The 13,959-nt window shown below is 63.0% G+C and carries 11 protein-coding genes and 1 riboswitch; of the genes, 2 read left to right on the top strand and 9 right to left on the bottom strand.

What is annotated here, in order from left to right:
• Nucleotides 1-2: 2 nt before the first annotated feature.
• From CAF74_RS18465 to CAF74_RS18430, 8 genes are all read right to left on the bottom strand, one after another.
• Complete coding sequence (locus CAF74_RS18465; protein ID WP_085747237.1) at nucleotides 3-1,490, bottom strand: sensor domain-containing diguanylate cyclase; 1,488 nt, start codon at nucleotides 1,488-1,490, stop codon at nucleotides 3-5.
• 168 nt (nucleotides 1,491-1,658) lie between these two features.
• Nucleotides 1,659-3,431, bottom strand: a complete 1,773-nt coding sequence (atzF, locus tag CAF74_RS18460) for an allophanate hydrolase (protein WP_085747236.1) — start codon at nucleotides 3,429-3,431, stop codon at nucleotides 1,659-1,661.
• Between the two features lie 24 nt (nucleotides 3,432-3,455).
• A complete protein-coding gene (gene uca / locus CAF74_RS18455; RefSeq protein WP_085747235.1) occupies nucleotides 3,456-7,088 on the bottom strand; it encodes an urea carboxylase in 3,633 nt (1,210 codons plus the stop codon).
• A 279-nt stretch (nucleotides 7,089-7,367) separates the two neighbouring features.
• Nucleotides 7,368-8,009, bottom strand: a complete 642-nt coding sequence (locus CAF74_RS18450) for an urea amidolyase associated protein UAAP2 (RefSeq protein ID WP_085747234.1) — start codon at nucleotides 8,007-8,009, stop codon at nucleotides 7,368-7,370.
• Between the two features lie 11 nt (nucleotides 8,010-8,020).
• Nucleotides 8,021-8,746: an urea amidolyase associated protein UAAP1 gene (locus tag CAF74_RS18445; protein ID WP_085747233.1), complete on the bottom strand. Its 726-nt coding sequence runs from the start codon at nucleotides 8,744-8,746 to the stop codon at nucleotides 8,021-8,023.
• A 13-nt stretch (nucleotides 8,747-8,759) separates the two neighbouring features.
• Nucleotides 8,760-9,548 (bottom strand): ABC transporter ATP-binding protein, encoded by a 789-nt coding sequence (locus tag CAF74_RS18440; RefSeq protein WP_085747232.1) that lies wholly within the window; start codon nucleotides 9,546-9,548, stop codon nucleotides 8,760-8,762.
• Nucleotides 9,545-10,360 carry an ABC transporter permease gene (locus CAF74_RS18435; protein WP_085747231.1) on the bottom strand — a complete coding sequence of 272 codons (816 nt, stop codon included), beginning with the start codon at nucleotides 10,358-10,360 and terminating at the stop codon, nucleotides 9,545-9,547. Before CAF74_RS18435 ends, CAF74_RS18440 begins: the two co-directional genes overlap by 4 nt.
• An 18-nt stretch (nucleotides 10,361-10,378) precedes the next feature.
• Entirely contained in the window at nucleotides 10,379-11,446 is a 1,068-nt protein-coding gene (locus tag CAF74_RS18430) for a putative urea ABC transporter substrate-binding protein (protein WP_085747230.1), read from the bottom strand.
• A gap of 63 nt (nucleotides 11,447-11,509) precedes the next feature.
• Nucleotides 11,510-11,610: riboswitch (guanidine-I (ykkC/yxkD leader) on the bottom strand.
• 282 nt (nucleotides 11,611-11,892) lie between these two features.
• On the opposite strand from CAF74_RS18430, the gene CAF74_RS18425 reads away from it, so the two are divergent.
• Both CAF74_RS18425 and CAF74_RS18420 read left to right on the top strand, forming a co-directional pair.
• Nucleotides 11,893-12,156, top strand: a complete 264-nt coding sequence (locus CAF74_RS18425) for a hypothetical protein (protein WP_064383076.1) — start codon at nucleotides 11,893-11,895, stop codon at nucleotides 12,154-12,156.
• 178 nt (nucleotides 12,157-12,334) lie between these two features.
• The gene (locus CAF74_RS18420; protein WP_074691080.1) at nucleotides 12,335-12,736 is read left to right on the top strand and encodes a hypothetical protein; all 402 of its coding nucleotides are present in this window, start codon (nucleotides 12,335-12,337) and stop codon (nucleotides 12,734-12,736) included.
• A gap of 53 nt (nucleotides 12,737-12,789) precedes the next feature.
• Here CAF74_RS18420 and CAF74_RS18415 read toward each other — a convergent pair whose 3' ends face one another.
• Nucleotides 12,790-13,902, bottom strand: a complete 1,113-nt coding sequence (locus CAF74_RS18415) for an enoyl-CoA hydratase/isomerase family protein (protein ID WP_085747229.1) — start codon at nucleotides 13,900-13,902, stop codon at nucleotides 12,790-12,792.
• Nucleotides 13,903-13,959 lie beyond the last annotated feature (57 nt).

Genomic DNA, 13,959 nt, shown 5'->3' with positions numbered 1-13,959 from the left:
TGTCAGGCATAGGTCGAGTGAGGCATTTCCACGCAGGTGCGGTTACGGCCGGTCTGTTTGGCCCGGTACATCGCATGATCGGCCCGGGACAGCAGACTGTGCAAGGTGTCATCCGGTTGCAGGGTGGTGGCGCCGATGCTGACAGTCAGATTCAGGCTGTGACCGTTGTAGGCATATTCATGCTGTTCGACGTGCTGACGGATCTTCTCGGCAATCTTCTGACCGGTCTCGCCGTCGGTGTCCTTCAGCAGAACGATAAATTCCTCACCGCCCCAACGACAGACGATGTCGGAATGCCGAAGGCAACTTTGCAGATCCCGGGCGAATCCGATCAGCACCTGATCGCCGGCCATGTGCCCGTAGGTGTCGTTCAAGGCCTTGAAGTGATCCAGATCCAGCAGCAGCGCGGTCAGCGGTTTCGGCTCACGGTGCGCTTCGTGCAGCGCTTGCACGGCGAGCAGGTCGAAGCCGCGGCGGTTGGGCAGTTCGGTGAGGCTGTCGAGGGTGGCCTGAGCGTGGATCTTGTCCTGATAGCGCTTGATCAATCGATTGACCAGGGCCAGCACGATCAGCGTCACCAGCAGGCAGATCAGCAGGTTGAGATAGAGCGACTGGCGGATTTCACTCAGCGCGCCGTCTTCGCGTTTGTCGACGAACAGGTACCAGTTCAGCTCTGGAATAAACCGCACGTTGAGGAAATGTCCTTGGCCGTGGGTGGAATATTCATAGCTGCCGCTGTGGGGTTTGGGCAATTGGCTGACCAGGCTTTTCATGCTCTCGAGGTCGTTCAGGCTTTTCCCGACTGGCGCCCCCTCCGGCCCGCCCTCGGCGCCGGTCAAGACCAGTCGGCCGAAGGTGTCGACGAAGTAAACGCTGCGTTGATAGCGCTGCTGGTACTTGTCGATCAGCTTGATCACCGCGTCCACCGTCAGCCCTACGCCGGCGGCGCCGATGAAGCGATCGTTGTAGTCGTAGACCTTGTAGTTGATGAAGAAGGTCATGTTGTCTTTGTTGGCCAGGTCCGGGTCGACGTTGATCTCGTACGGATCCTTCATGTCGCGCACGCGGAAGTACCAGGCGTCACGCGGTTCGTCGATTTTCACCTGCTTGAGCACACCTTTGGCGTGGTAGTAAGTGTGGGTGCTGTTGGAGACGAAAAACGCGGTGTAGGCACCGTAGTGGGTCATGACCTCGTCGAGGTAGCGGGTCATCTGGTCGCTGTCTTTCTCGCCGTTCACCACCCAGTCGCGCATGAAGGTGTCGCGGGACATCATCGAGGAAATCAGGATCGGTCTGACGAGGTCTTTCTGGATTTCCGAGTACACCGTGTCGGAAGTCAGCGGCAGTTCGGTGTTGACGATGTTGTCGCGGATCGACGCCCGCGAGGCGTAGTAGCTGAGCAGCGAGGTGGCGAGAAAACCTGCGCCGAGCAGGGCGATCAGGGTCAGTACCAGCGAACGTTGGGAGTGAAACGCAGATCTGAGCGGCATTGGCAATTCCGTTGACAGTGACCCGATGGGCAGCATTCTAGTGGCACGGCGGGGAAAAGACTGCGGGATTTGTGCCTGAAATGCGGGGGGATCAGCCGGGCAGGGGTGTCTGGAGAATGGCTCGCTCATCCAGCCCCCTCCCGGAAGGAGAAGGGGCCGGTTTTCGGATCAGTTTCCGGTTTGCAGATACGCGCGCCACCCACCCAAGTGGCTGATATCGATTGCTCCTTCCAGGCCGTAGGGTTCGCAGATGAAACCGCTCTCCCAGCGGCCATCCGCCAGTTGCACCTTGCCCAGGCCCAGCGGCGCCGGGATGCCGGTCAGGAACGAGCCCAGCTCACGGCTCGGCAACTCCCAGACTTCCACCTCGATGGCCACGCCACCTTCGGCCACGCGCAGCATGCCCGGGCGCAACGGCGGGCCGCCGGCCAGGGCATAGAGTTTGTAGTCCTTCGAGCTGTAGGTGGTCTCGATCAGGCGTGCGCCGCGCTGGCGCAGTTGCCAGTTCAGGGCCAGTCCGTCCAGATGCGCGCCGCAGACCACCAGTCGTGCACGGTCATGGCGCGCCGGGTTGTTCGGCGTCGGCAGCGCGGGATCCTGCTGGCGCTGCAAGGCATCGGCAACACCCAGCAAGTACTGATCGGTGAACACCCGGCCAAACAGCGTCACGCCCCACGGCAGCCCGTTGGCCATGAAACCGCTGGGCACGGCGACGGCGGCGTAATCGAGCAGGTTCATGAAGTTGGTGTAGTAGCCCAGTTCGGAATTGCGCAGCACCGGTTCGGCGTCCAGTTCCTCCAGCGTCACCGGACGACCGATGGTGGGCGTGAGCACGCAGTCGAGTTCTTCCAGTGCTTTATCGCAAACGGCTTTCAGCGCTTGCAGGCGATATTGCGCGCGGAACGTCTGCACGCCGCTGACGGCCGGTGCTTTGGCCAGCACCGCGCGGATCACCGGCAGCACCGATGCGGGATTTTCTTCCATCAATTCGCCGGCCACGCTGTAGCGCTCCGCCACCCAAGGCCCTTCATAAAGTAACCGCGCCGCTTCGAGGAACGGCGACAAGTCCAGCTCGACCGCTTCACCGCCCAGAGCTTTCAGACGGTCGATGGCGTCGCCGAACAGCTGCGGGCCTTCTTCACAGCCGAAAAATTCCAGGTCTTGCGCACGCGGTACACCGAAGCGAAACGGCCGTGGCGCACCGAACGCGGAGCCGTCGTTCCATGACGGATTGCTGCGGCTGTATTCGTCCCGTGGATCGAGGCGCGCGGTCAGCGCCAGTAGCTGACTGGCTTCCCGCGCCGTTGCGGTGAACGTGGTGACGCAATCGAGCGTGCGACAGGCCGGCAGCACGCCGGCGGTGGAGATCAGGCCTTTGCTGGCCTTCAATCCAACCAGATTGTTCAACGCCGCCGGCACCCGGCCGGAGCCGGCGGTGTCGGTGCCCAGCGCGAAACTGGCAACGCCGAGCGCCACGGCCAGCGACGAACCGGCACTCGAACCGCCGGACGGATACTCCGGCAACACGCTGTTCGGGCAAGCGCCATAGGGCGAACGGCTGCCGTTGAGGCCGGTGGCGAATTGGTCGAGGTTGGTCTTGCCCAGCGGGATCGCCCCCAGCGCCAGCAGTTGCTCGACGATGGTCGCCGAACGCTCCGGCACATAGGCGAACGCCGGGCACGCGGCGGTGGTGGGAATGCCGGCGAGGTCGATGTTGTCCTTGATCGCAAACGGCACGCCATACAGCGGCAGGCTGTCGAGGTCGCGACCGTCGAGGGCGGCCAGATACGGTTCCAGTTCTTCGGCGCTGAGCAGATGGATGAACAGGTGATAGTCCGGGTTCAGCGCCGCCGCTTTGTCCCGCAGCGCCAGCAGCAATTGCCGCGGTGTGGTGTCGCCATTGCGGTAGGCCTGGCGCAGGGCATCGAGTTGCAGATTCATGGGTTGATCCTTTGGCAAATGGTTTCAGTCGAGTTCCAGCACCACGACCCGTTGTCCGGCACGCACCGCCGATCCCGGCTGCACGCGAATGTCCTGCACCACCCCGGCCATGGGCGCGAGCACGGGGATTTCCATCTTCATCGACTCCAGAATCACCAGCACATCACCGGCCGCCACGCGGCTGCCGACCTCGACCTGCACCTGCCAGAGGTTGCCGGCAATGTGGCTGTCGATACTCTGCTGGCCGCTGGTCAGCGGTGTGTCTTCGCTGCTGTCCGGCACGGCTTCTTCGCTGTCGAAGTGCGCCTGGCCACTGGCGATCCAGCGTTCGCGCTCAGCCTGGAACGCACCCTGTTGCTGCGTCCGGAAAGCGTCGATGCTCTCGGCTTCGCGTTGCAGAAAGGCCTGGTAGTCGGCGAGGTTGAGCTGGCTCTGTTCGATGTTCAGGTCGAAACGCCCGAGTGGAAAATCCCGGCGGATGCGCAGCAATTCGTCAGCGCTGACCGGGTAGAAGCGGATCTGGTCGAAGAAGCGCAGCAGCCACGGTTTGCCTTCGAACGCGGCGACTGCGCGATAGCGGTTCCACATCTGCAAGGTACGCCCGACGAACTGATAACCGCCCGGGCCTTCCATGCCGTAGACGCACATGTAGGCGCCGCCGATGCCCACCGAGTTCTCGGCGGTCCAGGTGCGCGCCGGGTTGTACTTGGTGGTCACCAGCCGATGGCGCGGGTCGAGCGGCGTGGCGACCGGTGCGCCGAGATACACATCACCGAGGCCCATCACCAGATAGCTCGCGTCGAACACCGTGCGCTGCACCTCGTCGAGGTTCGGCAGGTCGTTGATGCGGCGGATGAACTCCAGGTTGCTCGGGCACCACGGCGCGTCCTTGCGCACGGTGGTCATGTATTTCTCGATCGCCAACTGGCAGGCCGGATCGTCCCACGACAGGGGCAAGTGGACGATTCGCGACGGCACTTGCAAGTCCTGGGCGGCGCACACCGCATCCCATTCACCGGCGACGATGCCGAGCAGATCGGCCAGCGGCAATTGTTCGGGCTGGTAGTGGATCTGCAAAGAACGAATGCCCGGTGTCAGGTCGATTACGCCGTGCAGGTTTTTGCCTTCCAGCGCCTGCATCAGGGCATGGGCGCGAAAGCGCAGGACCAGATCCAGTTCCGGCGCGCCGATTTCCAGCAGCAGATGGGTATCGCCGGACACACGCCCGACCAGCCGCTTGTCGTCCTGACCCAATTCCAGAACCACAGGCGAAACCAGGGCCTGTGGGAGCTGGCTTGCCAGCGATGAGGCCCGAGCAGACACCGCGTCAACTTCATCGCTGGCAGGCCAGCTCCCACAGGTCTCCCATCTCAGGGCGAGATCGCGGGCAGTCTTGAGATCGACCGGCTCAAACTGCACCTTGTCCCCGGCCTTCAGTTGCCCGAGCTGCCAGAGATCCGCCTCGATCACCGTCACCGGGCAGACAAACCCGCCAAGACTCGGGCCATCCGGGCCGAGGATCACCGGCATGTCGCCGGTGAAGTCCACGGCGCCAATGGCGTAGGGGTTGTCGTGGATGTTCGAGGGATGCAGCCCGGCCTCGCCGCCGTCGGCGCGCACCCACTCTGGTTTCGGCCCGATCAGGCGCACGCCGGTGCGGCTGGAGTTGAAATGCACTTCCCATTGCGTGGCGAAAAAGGTGCCGATGTAGTTTTCAGTGAAGTATTCCGGCGCGCCGTGGGGGCCGTAGATCACCCGGATCCGGCGCACGGCGGGCAGTTCTCTGACGTGATGCGGGGCCAGCGTCTGCGCGGCGCTTCGGTCGCTCAGTGGGGCCAGGTGCAACACGTCCCCGGCACGCAGGGCTCGCCCGCCATGACCGCCGAACTGACCGAGGGTGAAGGTGCTTTTGCTGCCCAGATAGTTCGGCACCTGCAGGCCGCCGCGCAGGCACAGGTAGCTGCGGGCGCCGGCGCCCGGCAGATTGCCCAGATGCAATTGACTGCCCGCCGGGATCAGCAGGGCGGTGTTCATCGCCTGCGGCTGGCCGTCGAGTGTCAGGGCAATCGGTGCGCCGGTCACGGCCACCACCGCATCGCAATTGAAGCGCAGCAACGGCCCGCTCATGGTGATTTCCAGCGCCGCCAGGCCTTCATCGTTGCCCAGTAAACGATTGCCCAGACGCAACGCGCGACTGTCCATCGGCCCCGAAGGTGGCACGCCGACCGCCCAGTAGCCGAGGCGACCGGGGTAGTCCTGGACGCTGGTCTGGGTGCCGGCGCTCAGCACTTCAAACGTGTTGGCCCGGTACACCAGGCCTTCCAGGCAACGGGTCCAGGGCTGGCCGCTGGCAAACGGCGTATCGAGCAGAATCTGCCGCAGGTAATCGCGGTTGGTTTCCACGCCGTACAGCAGGCTGTCGCCGAGCGCCTGATGCAGATCGGCGCGGGCCTGTTCGCGGGTCGGCGCCCAGCTGATGACTTTGGCGATCATCGGATCGAAGTAGGGCGGGATCTCGCAACCGGCCTCGACCCAGGTGTCGATGCGCAGATGCCGGCCATCGGCGACGGGGAAATCGACCGCTGTCAGCAAGCCTGGGCTGGGCTGGAAATCGCGGCCCGGATCCTCGGCATACAGCCGCGCCTGAATCGCATGGCCCTGCGGTTGCAGGCCTGCAAACAACTCGGCCAGCGGCGGCAAGTCACCGGCCGCCAACTCGACCATCCAGCGCACCAGATCGACGCCCCACACCTGTTCGGTAACGCCGTGTTCGACCTGCAACCGGGTGTTCACTTCCAGAAAATAGAAGCGCTGCGCATCGCTGTCGAAAACGAATTCGACGGTGCCGGCGCTGCGGTAATTCACTGCTTTGGCCAGTTTGATCGCCGCCGCACACAGCTCATCCGCCATGCCTTCGGGCAGGTTCGGTGCCGGGGTTTCTTCGAGGACTTTCTGATTGCGCCGCTGCACCGAGCAGTCGCGCACACCGAGGGCGATCACTTCGCCATGGCCATCGCCGAATACTTGCACTTCCAGATGCCGCGCACGCTGGATGTACTTCTCGATGAACACCCCGGCGTCGCTGAAGTTGTTCTGCCCGAGGCGCTTCACCGCCTCGAACGACTCGCTCAGTTCGCTGGCGTTACGGCACACGCGCATGCCGATGCCACCGCCACCGGCGGTGCTTTTGAGCATCACCGGATAACCGACGCGCGCGCCGGCAATCAGCGCGGCGTCGAGGCTGTCGAGCAGTTCGGTGCCTTCGAGCATCGGCACGCCGTGCTGTTTGGCCAGGGCCCGTGCGGTGTGCTTGAGGCCGAACACTCGCAGTTGCTCCGGTGTCGGGCCGATGAAGGCAATGCCATGGTTTGCGCAGGCTTCGGCGAACGCGGCGTTTTCCGAGAGGAAGCCGTAGCCGGGGTGGATCGCGGTGGCGCCAGTGGCTTTGGCGATGGCGAGAATCTTGTCCACGGCCAGATAGGTGCCGGCCGCTGCGCCTTCGCCGAGGCTGTGGGCTTCCTCGGCTTGCAGGATGTGCAGGCTGGCGGCATCGGCTTCGGAGTACACCGCGACGCCTTCGACGTGCAGTTCACGCAAGGTGCGCAGAATGCGGCAGGCAATCGCGCCACGGTTGGCAATCAGGACTTTTTTGAACATGGCAAAACCCCTGAAGGGGATGCGGGCCGTCCCGCAGTTTTTCGATGAGCGCCGGGGTCGTCCCCGACGGCAAAATCACAATTCGAAAGTCACCATTGACCTTGTGGGAGCGGGCTTGCCCGCGATGGCGGTGTGTCAGTCATCATCAATGTTGGCTGTGCCGACGCCATCGCTGGCAAGCCAGCTCCCACAGGGTTCAGGGGTGTTTTGGGGATTTCAGACACTGGCCGGAACGGGCCTGGCACAGGGCAAAAAGCCAACGGCGCAGACGGACGAATTTCAGTTCCATACCAGTAGCTCCGCAGGTGTCGGGTTGTAGGCGTTGCACGGGTTGTTCAGTTGCGGGCAGTTGGAGATCAGCACGATCACGTCCATCTCCGCGCGCAGGTCGACGTATTTGCCGGGGGCGGAAATCCCGTCTTCGAAGGTCAGGCCACCCTCGGCAGTCACCGGCACGTTCATGAAGAAATTGATGTTCGGCCCGATGTCACCTTTGCCCAGGCGCCCGTCGTGGGCGCAGGCGCGCAGGTAATTGTCGCGGCAGCTGTGCATGTAGCGTTTTTCCAGGGCGTAGCGCACGGTGTTGCTCTCTTGCGCGCAGGCGCCGCCGAGGGTGTCGTGGCGGCCGCAGGTGTCGGCGATGATCGTCAGCATCGGTTTGCCAAGGTTGGAATACAACACGCTGCCGGTGCTCAGGTACACGCTGTTCTGCCGGCGCAATGTGCGTTGCACGTCGTAGCGTTCACGGGGATTGGCGAGGCTGTAGAACAGCGTATCGACCGCCTGATTGCCTTCCAGGTCGAGGATGCGCAGGGTCTGGCCGGCCTTGACCTCCATCAGCCAGGGTTCGCCGGCGGGAATGGTGGCGCGGTACACCGCAGCGTCGGGGTGTTTTTGCGAAGTGGCGATAGCAACTGACATGGCGACGATCCTCAGGCGAACAAACGGTCGGTGTTGATAAAGCCGCGCTCGTTTTCCGGGCGCGAGGTACGGCAGTGCTCGGCGACGCTCGGGTCGGCGTTCATCCAACTCAGCTTCAGCGGTTTGGGGGCGTATTGCGGCGACGGATCCAGCGGATGTTGCAGGGCGGTGAGCACAACCAGGGTGTCCATCGGTGCATACAGTTCGATGTAGTCACCGGCCTGCGAGTGGCCTTCGACGAAGTGCAAACGCCCGCTGTCATCGACGTTGACCCGGCTGAACAGGTTGAGGGTCATCAGCAGGTCGGACAGGCCCAGCCCCCACTTGCCCAGTTCTACCAGCAGGTTGTCGGTGCCGTCGCGAAAGAAGCCGTTGCGCAATTCCTGATAGCGGCCCTGGCCGTATTTTTCCGCGACCTCTTCAGCGCACAGCACACCGCCGAGGCTGTCGCTCCAGCCGCAGGTATCCGCCGTGATCGCCGCCAGCACGCGGCCCATGTCCGAGTACAGGCAATGGCCGGCGGTCAGCTTGGCGGTGTGTTGGCATTTGAGGCTGTCGGGTAGGTTCAGGCGTTCGGTTTTCTCGTTGGCGTTGAGCAGGGTCAGGCTGACGTTGGCCCCGCCGCGCAGGTCGGTCAGGCGCAGCAGTTGCCCGCGCTTCAAGACGAAGGAACGGTGGCCGCCGCCGGGCAGGGTTTCTTCGGCGAAGGGTGGAAACAGTTGGGTCGAATCAGTCATGGGAGCAGTCCTCTCAGGCAATACGAAGCGTGCCGGCCAACGCGGCGGGCAGGGCGTCGACGGCGGCGCGTTGGGCGCGACGGTCGCTGTTCAAAGGGATGTCGTAGGTGATGCGGGCGCCATAGGCGCCGGGGGCGTGCGGGTCGAGGCGGACCTTGTCGAACACCAGCAGGCGAGTGCCGAGGCTGAAACCTTCGGACAGGTCGTGGGTGACCATGAACACGGTCAGTTGCGTCTCGCGCCACAGCGACAGCAGCAGCGCGTGCATGTCCTTGCGAATGCCCGGATCGAGCGCGCCGAACGGTTCGTCGAGCAGCAGCACGCGCGGTTTCATGATCAACGCCTGGGCGATCGCCAGCCGCTGTTGCATGCCGCCGGACAGTTGCGCCGGGTACTTGTCCAGCGCATGGCCGAGGCCGACTTTTTGCAGCAGCGCCGAGGCTTGTTCGCGGGCGTCCTGTTTGGCACTGCCGAACAGACGCCCGAGCAGCGGCGCACGCGGCAGCTCCAGGCCGATCGCAACGTTGTCCAGCACGCTCAGGTGCGGGAACACCGAGTAGCGCTGGAACACCACGCCACGGCTCGCATCCGGCTCGCGCGCCAGTGGCTGACCGTCGAGCAGAATCTCGCCGCGACTGGCGGTTTCCTGACCGAGCAGCAGGCGCAGGAAGGTCGACTTGCCGCAGCCCGAGGCACCGACCAGCGTGCAGAACTCGCCCTCGTTGACGCTGAGGTTCAAGCCTTCGAGCACCACTTGGTCGGCGTATTGCTGCCAGACGTTTTTGACCGTGATGAAGCTCATTTGGCCGCCCCCTCATACCAGGGGAATGCGCGCCGGGTCAGGCGCTTGAGGCCCCAATCCATCAGCCAGGCAAGCAGGGTGATCCACACCACGTACGGCAGGATCACGTCCATCGCCAGGTAACGGCGCACAAGGAAAATCCGGTAGCCCAGACCGTCGGTGGAGGCGATGGCTTCGGCGGCGATCAGGAACAGCCACGCCGAACCGAGCATCAGCCGCAGCGAGATCAGCAGACGCGGCAACAGTTGCGGCAGCACCACGCGCAGCATCAGGGTCCAGGTCGAGGCGCCGAGGGTCTGCGCCTTGATCAGCAGTTCGACCGGAATGTCCCGCGCGCGCTGTTCCAGATCACGGGCGAGTGCCGGTGTGATACCGATCACGATCAGCATTACCTTCGACAGCTCGCCGAGGCCGAAGACGATGAACAGAATCGGCAGGATCGCCAGCGGCGGCACCATCGACAGCACCGTCAGCATCGGCGACAACGGTGCGCCGAACAGCGGCAGGGTGCCGGCCGCCATGCCCAGGCACAACCCGGCCAGCGCCGCGATGCCGAGGCCGATGGCCAGGCGTCCGAGGCTCGACGCGGTGTCCTGCCAGAGCAGGTATTCGCCGGTGCGAGTGTCGGCATTGAATGCCAGGCGTTTGACCGCATCGCTCATCTGCACCGCACTGGGCAGCAGTTTGTCGTTGGGGTTGTCCGCCAGGCGCTCGGCCGAGCCCATGAAGTAGGCGAACAGCACCAGGGCGAAAGGCAGGATCACCAGCAGCAGGCGACTCGGTCGATCCGGGTGACGATTGATCAGGCGCATGGCCAAATCCTCCGTGGCTTACAGCTTGGCGTCGGCGGCCAGCTGCACGTAAGTCGGATCGAAACGCAGCTTGAGATTGCCTGTGTCACCGCTGGTCACGCCGTTGGCGAAGGACATGCCGACGGCGCTGGTGTCCTTGGCGCCTTCGCCGAGCAAGCCGTGCTGGAACGAGAACTCGGCAACTTTGCGCATGGTTTCCGGCAGTTGCTTGCTGGTGGCGAACGCCAGGGCTTCTTTCGGTGTGGCGAACAGTTTGGTGGTGTCCAGTTGCGCCTGGAATCCGGCCAGATCGGTGCCCGAAGCTTTGGCCATGTGCTCAAGCGCGGCTTTGCCGGCGGCGTTTCTGGCGTTCATCAAATCGACCACTTCGAACCACGCGCCGGTCAACGCCTTGCCCAGCGCCGGGTTGTCTTTGAGGGTGGCGCTGTTGACCACCATCATGTCCATGATTTCGCCGGGGATCTGGCTGGAGTTGAAGACTTCGGTCACGCCGGGTTTGGCCTTGATGTCCGACAGCATCGGGTTCCAGGTGGTGACGGCGTTGACCTGCTCGGTGTTGAACGCGGCGGAAATGTCGGCGTCGGAGGTGTTGACCACTTTCAGGTCTTTCTCGGTCAGGTCCACCGAGTCCAGCGCGCGGGCCAGCAGGTAATGCGAGACCGACAGTTCGACCAGGTTGACATCCATGCCCTTCAGGTCGGCAACTTTTTTGCCTTCGCCCTTGAGGATGATGCCGTCGTTGCCGTTGGAGAAATCGCTGACGATCAGCGCGGTGCTGTCGACGCCACCGGCGGCCGGAATGGTCAGCGCATCCATGTTGGTCATGGTGCAGCCATCGAACTGACCGGCGGTGTATTGATTGATCGATTCGACGTAGTCGTTGAGCTGGACCACGTCGATCTTGATCCCGTATTTCTTCGCCCATTTATCGACGATGCCCTGGCTGCCGGCGTATTCCCATGGCATCCAGCCGGCATAGATCGTCCAGCACACGCTGAAATGGTCTTTCTGCGCGGCGGAGGATTGAGTGCTGATGAGCGCGGCGAACGCGGCGGCGAGCAGGGCGGGCAAACGTAGTCGGGACATGGTGGCTTCTCCAGTTGATCGAGGGCGGACAGGAAGGCAACGCGGCACCGCGAACGGTGGCTTGTCTCCCGGGCTTTTGTCCCGCCGTGTAACCTCAACTGGAGGTCGCCAACTCTCGGACCAGCCACTCGCAGATGCGAGCCGGAACCCTAGTCAGCCATTGCAAATTGTGGTGCCGCGAACCTGTGATGACTCCTGCACGGGTTTGCTAAAGCGAGAGGCGTGCCAAGTCGGGTCGGGCGCTCTGTTACGGGCTTCGTGACGTTGCGGCGGATGGCAAACGCCTGTGGGCGCTTTGTGTTGGTGCGCGGTTGCACCGTCATGCAGCGTCCGCTGCCGCTGATCCGATGCCCGAGAGGATTGGGCACTCGGTGCCGGCCAGCCAGTCAAATCTGGTGTCAGCCGGTCTGTGCCGACTGCTGTCACAGGTCTTTCAGGAGGCCGCCATGCGTATTTCAAAATTGCTGCGTCGGGTGCTGCTGGGAGCAGTGCTCGGTCTAGGGCTGTCCGGTTGTTACTACTACGCCGGCGGCTACGATGTTTACTCCACGCCCTATTACTATCCCGGCTATTACTCACCCTATTACTACGGTGGTTATTACGGCCCGCGTTACTACGGCGGCGCCCGCTATTACTACGGCGGCCATGGCTATCGCGGCGGGTACGGACGGGGTTATCACGGCGGCGGATACCACGGTGGGCACCACTAATCAGCGGCTGAATGACGGAGTTTCTGCATGAACAAGGTTTCATGAATCACTTGTTTCAAGTTGTTGCAGAAACGCACCGGATGCCGAAAACGCTGTCAGATATTTCGTCAGTCGCCGAATGAAAGACTGACGCCTGCCAGCGTCGCTGGTGTGGCTACCCGCGGTCCAGGAGGCCGCCATGTATCGCCGAATTCTTCTGTTTACCGTGATGCTTTTTTCCCTTGGCGGATGCGTCCCTTATTCCTACGGAGATGGCTACTACAGCTCAGAGGTCTACACATCGCAGGCACCTTCGTATTACAGCGGTGGCACCTATTACAGCGGCGGCAGCACGTATTATTCGGCGCCGCGCTACTACCAGCCAGCACCACGCTATTACCAACCGGCTCCACGCTATTACTCGGCGCCTCGTTACTACCAACCGGCTCCGCGTTACTACGAGAACCGTCGCTGGCACGGTCATGATCGCGGACGCTGGGACGACCACCGTCGCGGCGGCTGGGATGATCGCCGGGGTCGTGGCAACTACGACCGTCACAGTGGACGCGGCGATTACAACCGACACGGCAACCGCTGGTAACCCCCCCGCAAAAAAGCGGCGCATTGAGCGCCGCTTTTTTTTGTGCCCGGATTTCAGTAACTGGAGAGATCCGCCAACGGATGCCGCCCCTCCCAGACCTTGTGAAAGTGCGCCTCGACCACCGCGTCCGGCACCCGGGCGATGTCCGGCCAGTGCCAGTGCGGTTTGTGATCCTTGTCGATCAGCCGCGCCCGGACCCCTTCGCTGAATTCCGGATGCCGGCAGCAATTGAGGCTCAGGGTGTACTCCATCTGAAAGACTTCGGCCAGCGACAAGTGGCGGGCGCGAATGATCTGTTCCCAGACCAGATGCGCCGTCAATGGCGAGCCTTCGCTCATGGTCTTCGCCGCACGGGCAATCAACAGATCGCTGCTGTCCCGATGCAGGCTGATGGCTTTCCAGGCGCAGGTCACGTCGCTGACATCCAACAGCTCATCAATCTGCCGACGGCGCGGTAACCATTGCGCTTCCGGCATCTGCGCCACGGCTTCCTGCTGCAATGCCTTGAGCAGGCTGTTGAGCTGCATGGCGGTCTGTTCCTGCCAGTTCAACTGCAACAAGCCGTCGATCAGTTCCTGCTGCTGTTCGTCGAGCAGGAAGCGGTCGGCCAGGTCCAGATCGATCGCATCGCGGCCGTTCATGTGCGCGCCGGTCAAACCAAGGAACAGACCGAGCTTGCCCGGCAGACGCGACAGGAACCAACTGGCGCCGACGTCCGGGTACAGGCCGATGCTGATTTCCGGCATCGCCAGACGACTGCTCGGCGTGACGATCCGGATGCTCGCGCCTTGCAGCAGGCCCATGCCTCCGCCGAGCACATATCCATGGCCCCAGCAGATCAACGGTTTCGGGTAAGTGTGCAGGCTGTAATCCAGCCGATATTCAGCGTTGAAGAACTGTGCGGCCAGCGGTGGCACTTCGCCGGGATGGGCTCGGCAGGCTTCCACCAGGCTGCGCACTTCGCCGCCGGCGCAGAAGGCCTTGGCGCCGTTGCCGCGCAGCAGCACGCAGACGATTTGCGGATCCTTGGCCCAGGCGTTCAATTTGTCACTCAGGGCGTGGATCATCGGCAGGGACAGCGCATTGAGCGACTTTTCGGCATCCAGCGTGGCCACGCCGATGCGCGCGCCGTCGGTGCCGGTGAGTTCTTCGAAGTGCAGATTCATCGTGACCTCGATCGGGAAATTGAACGATCAGTATGATCGCTGTGTGGGAAAGTGCCG

The organism is Pseudomonas sp. R45(2017) (assembly GCF_002112305.1).
Lineage (GTDB): Bacteria > Pseudomonadota > Gammaproteobacteria > Pseudomonadales > Pseudomonadaceae > Aquipseudomonas > Aquipseudomonas paraglycinae.
The sequence above is the reverse complement of the archived record's forward strand: the minus strand, read 5'-3'. Positions and strand labels throughout refer to the sequence as shown.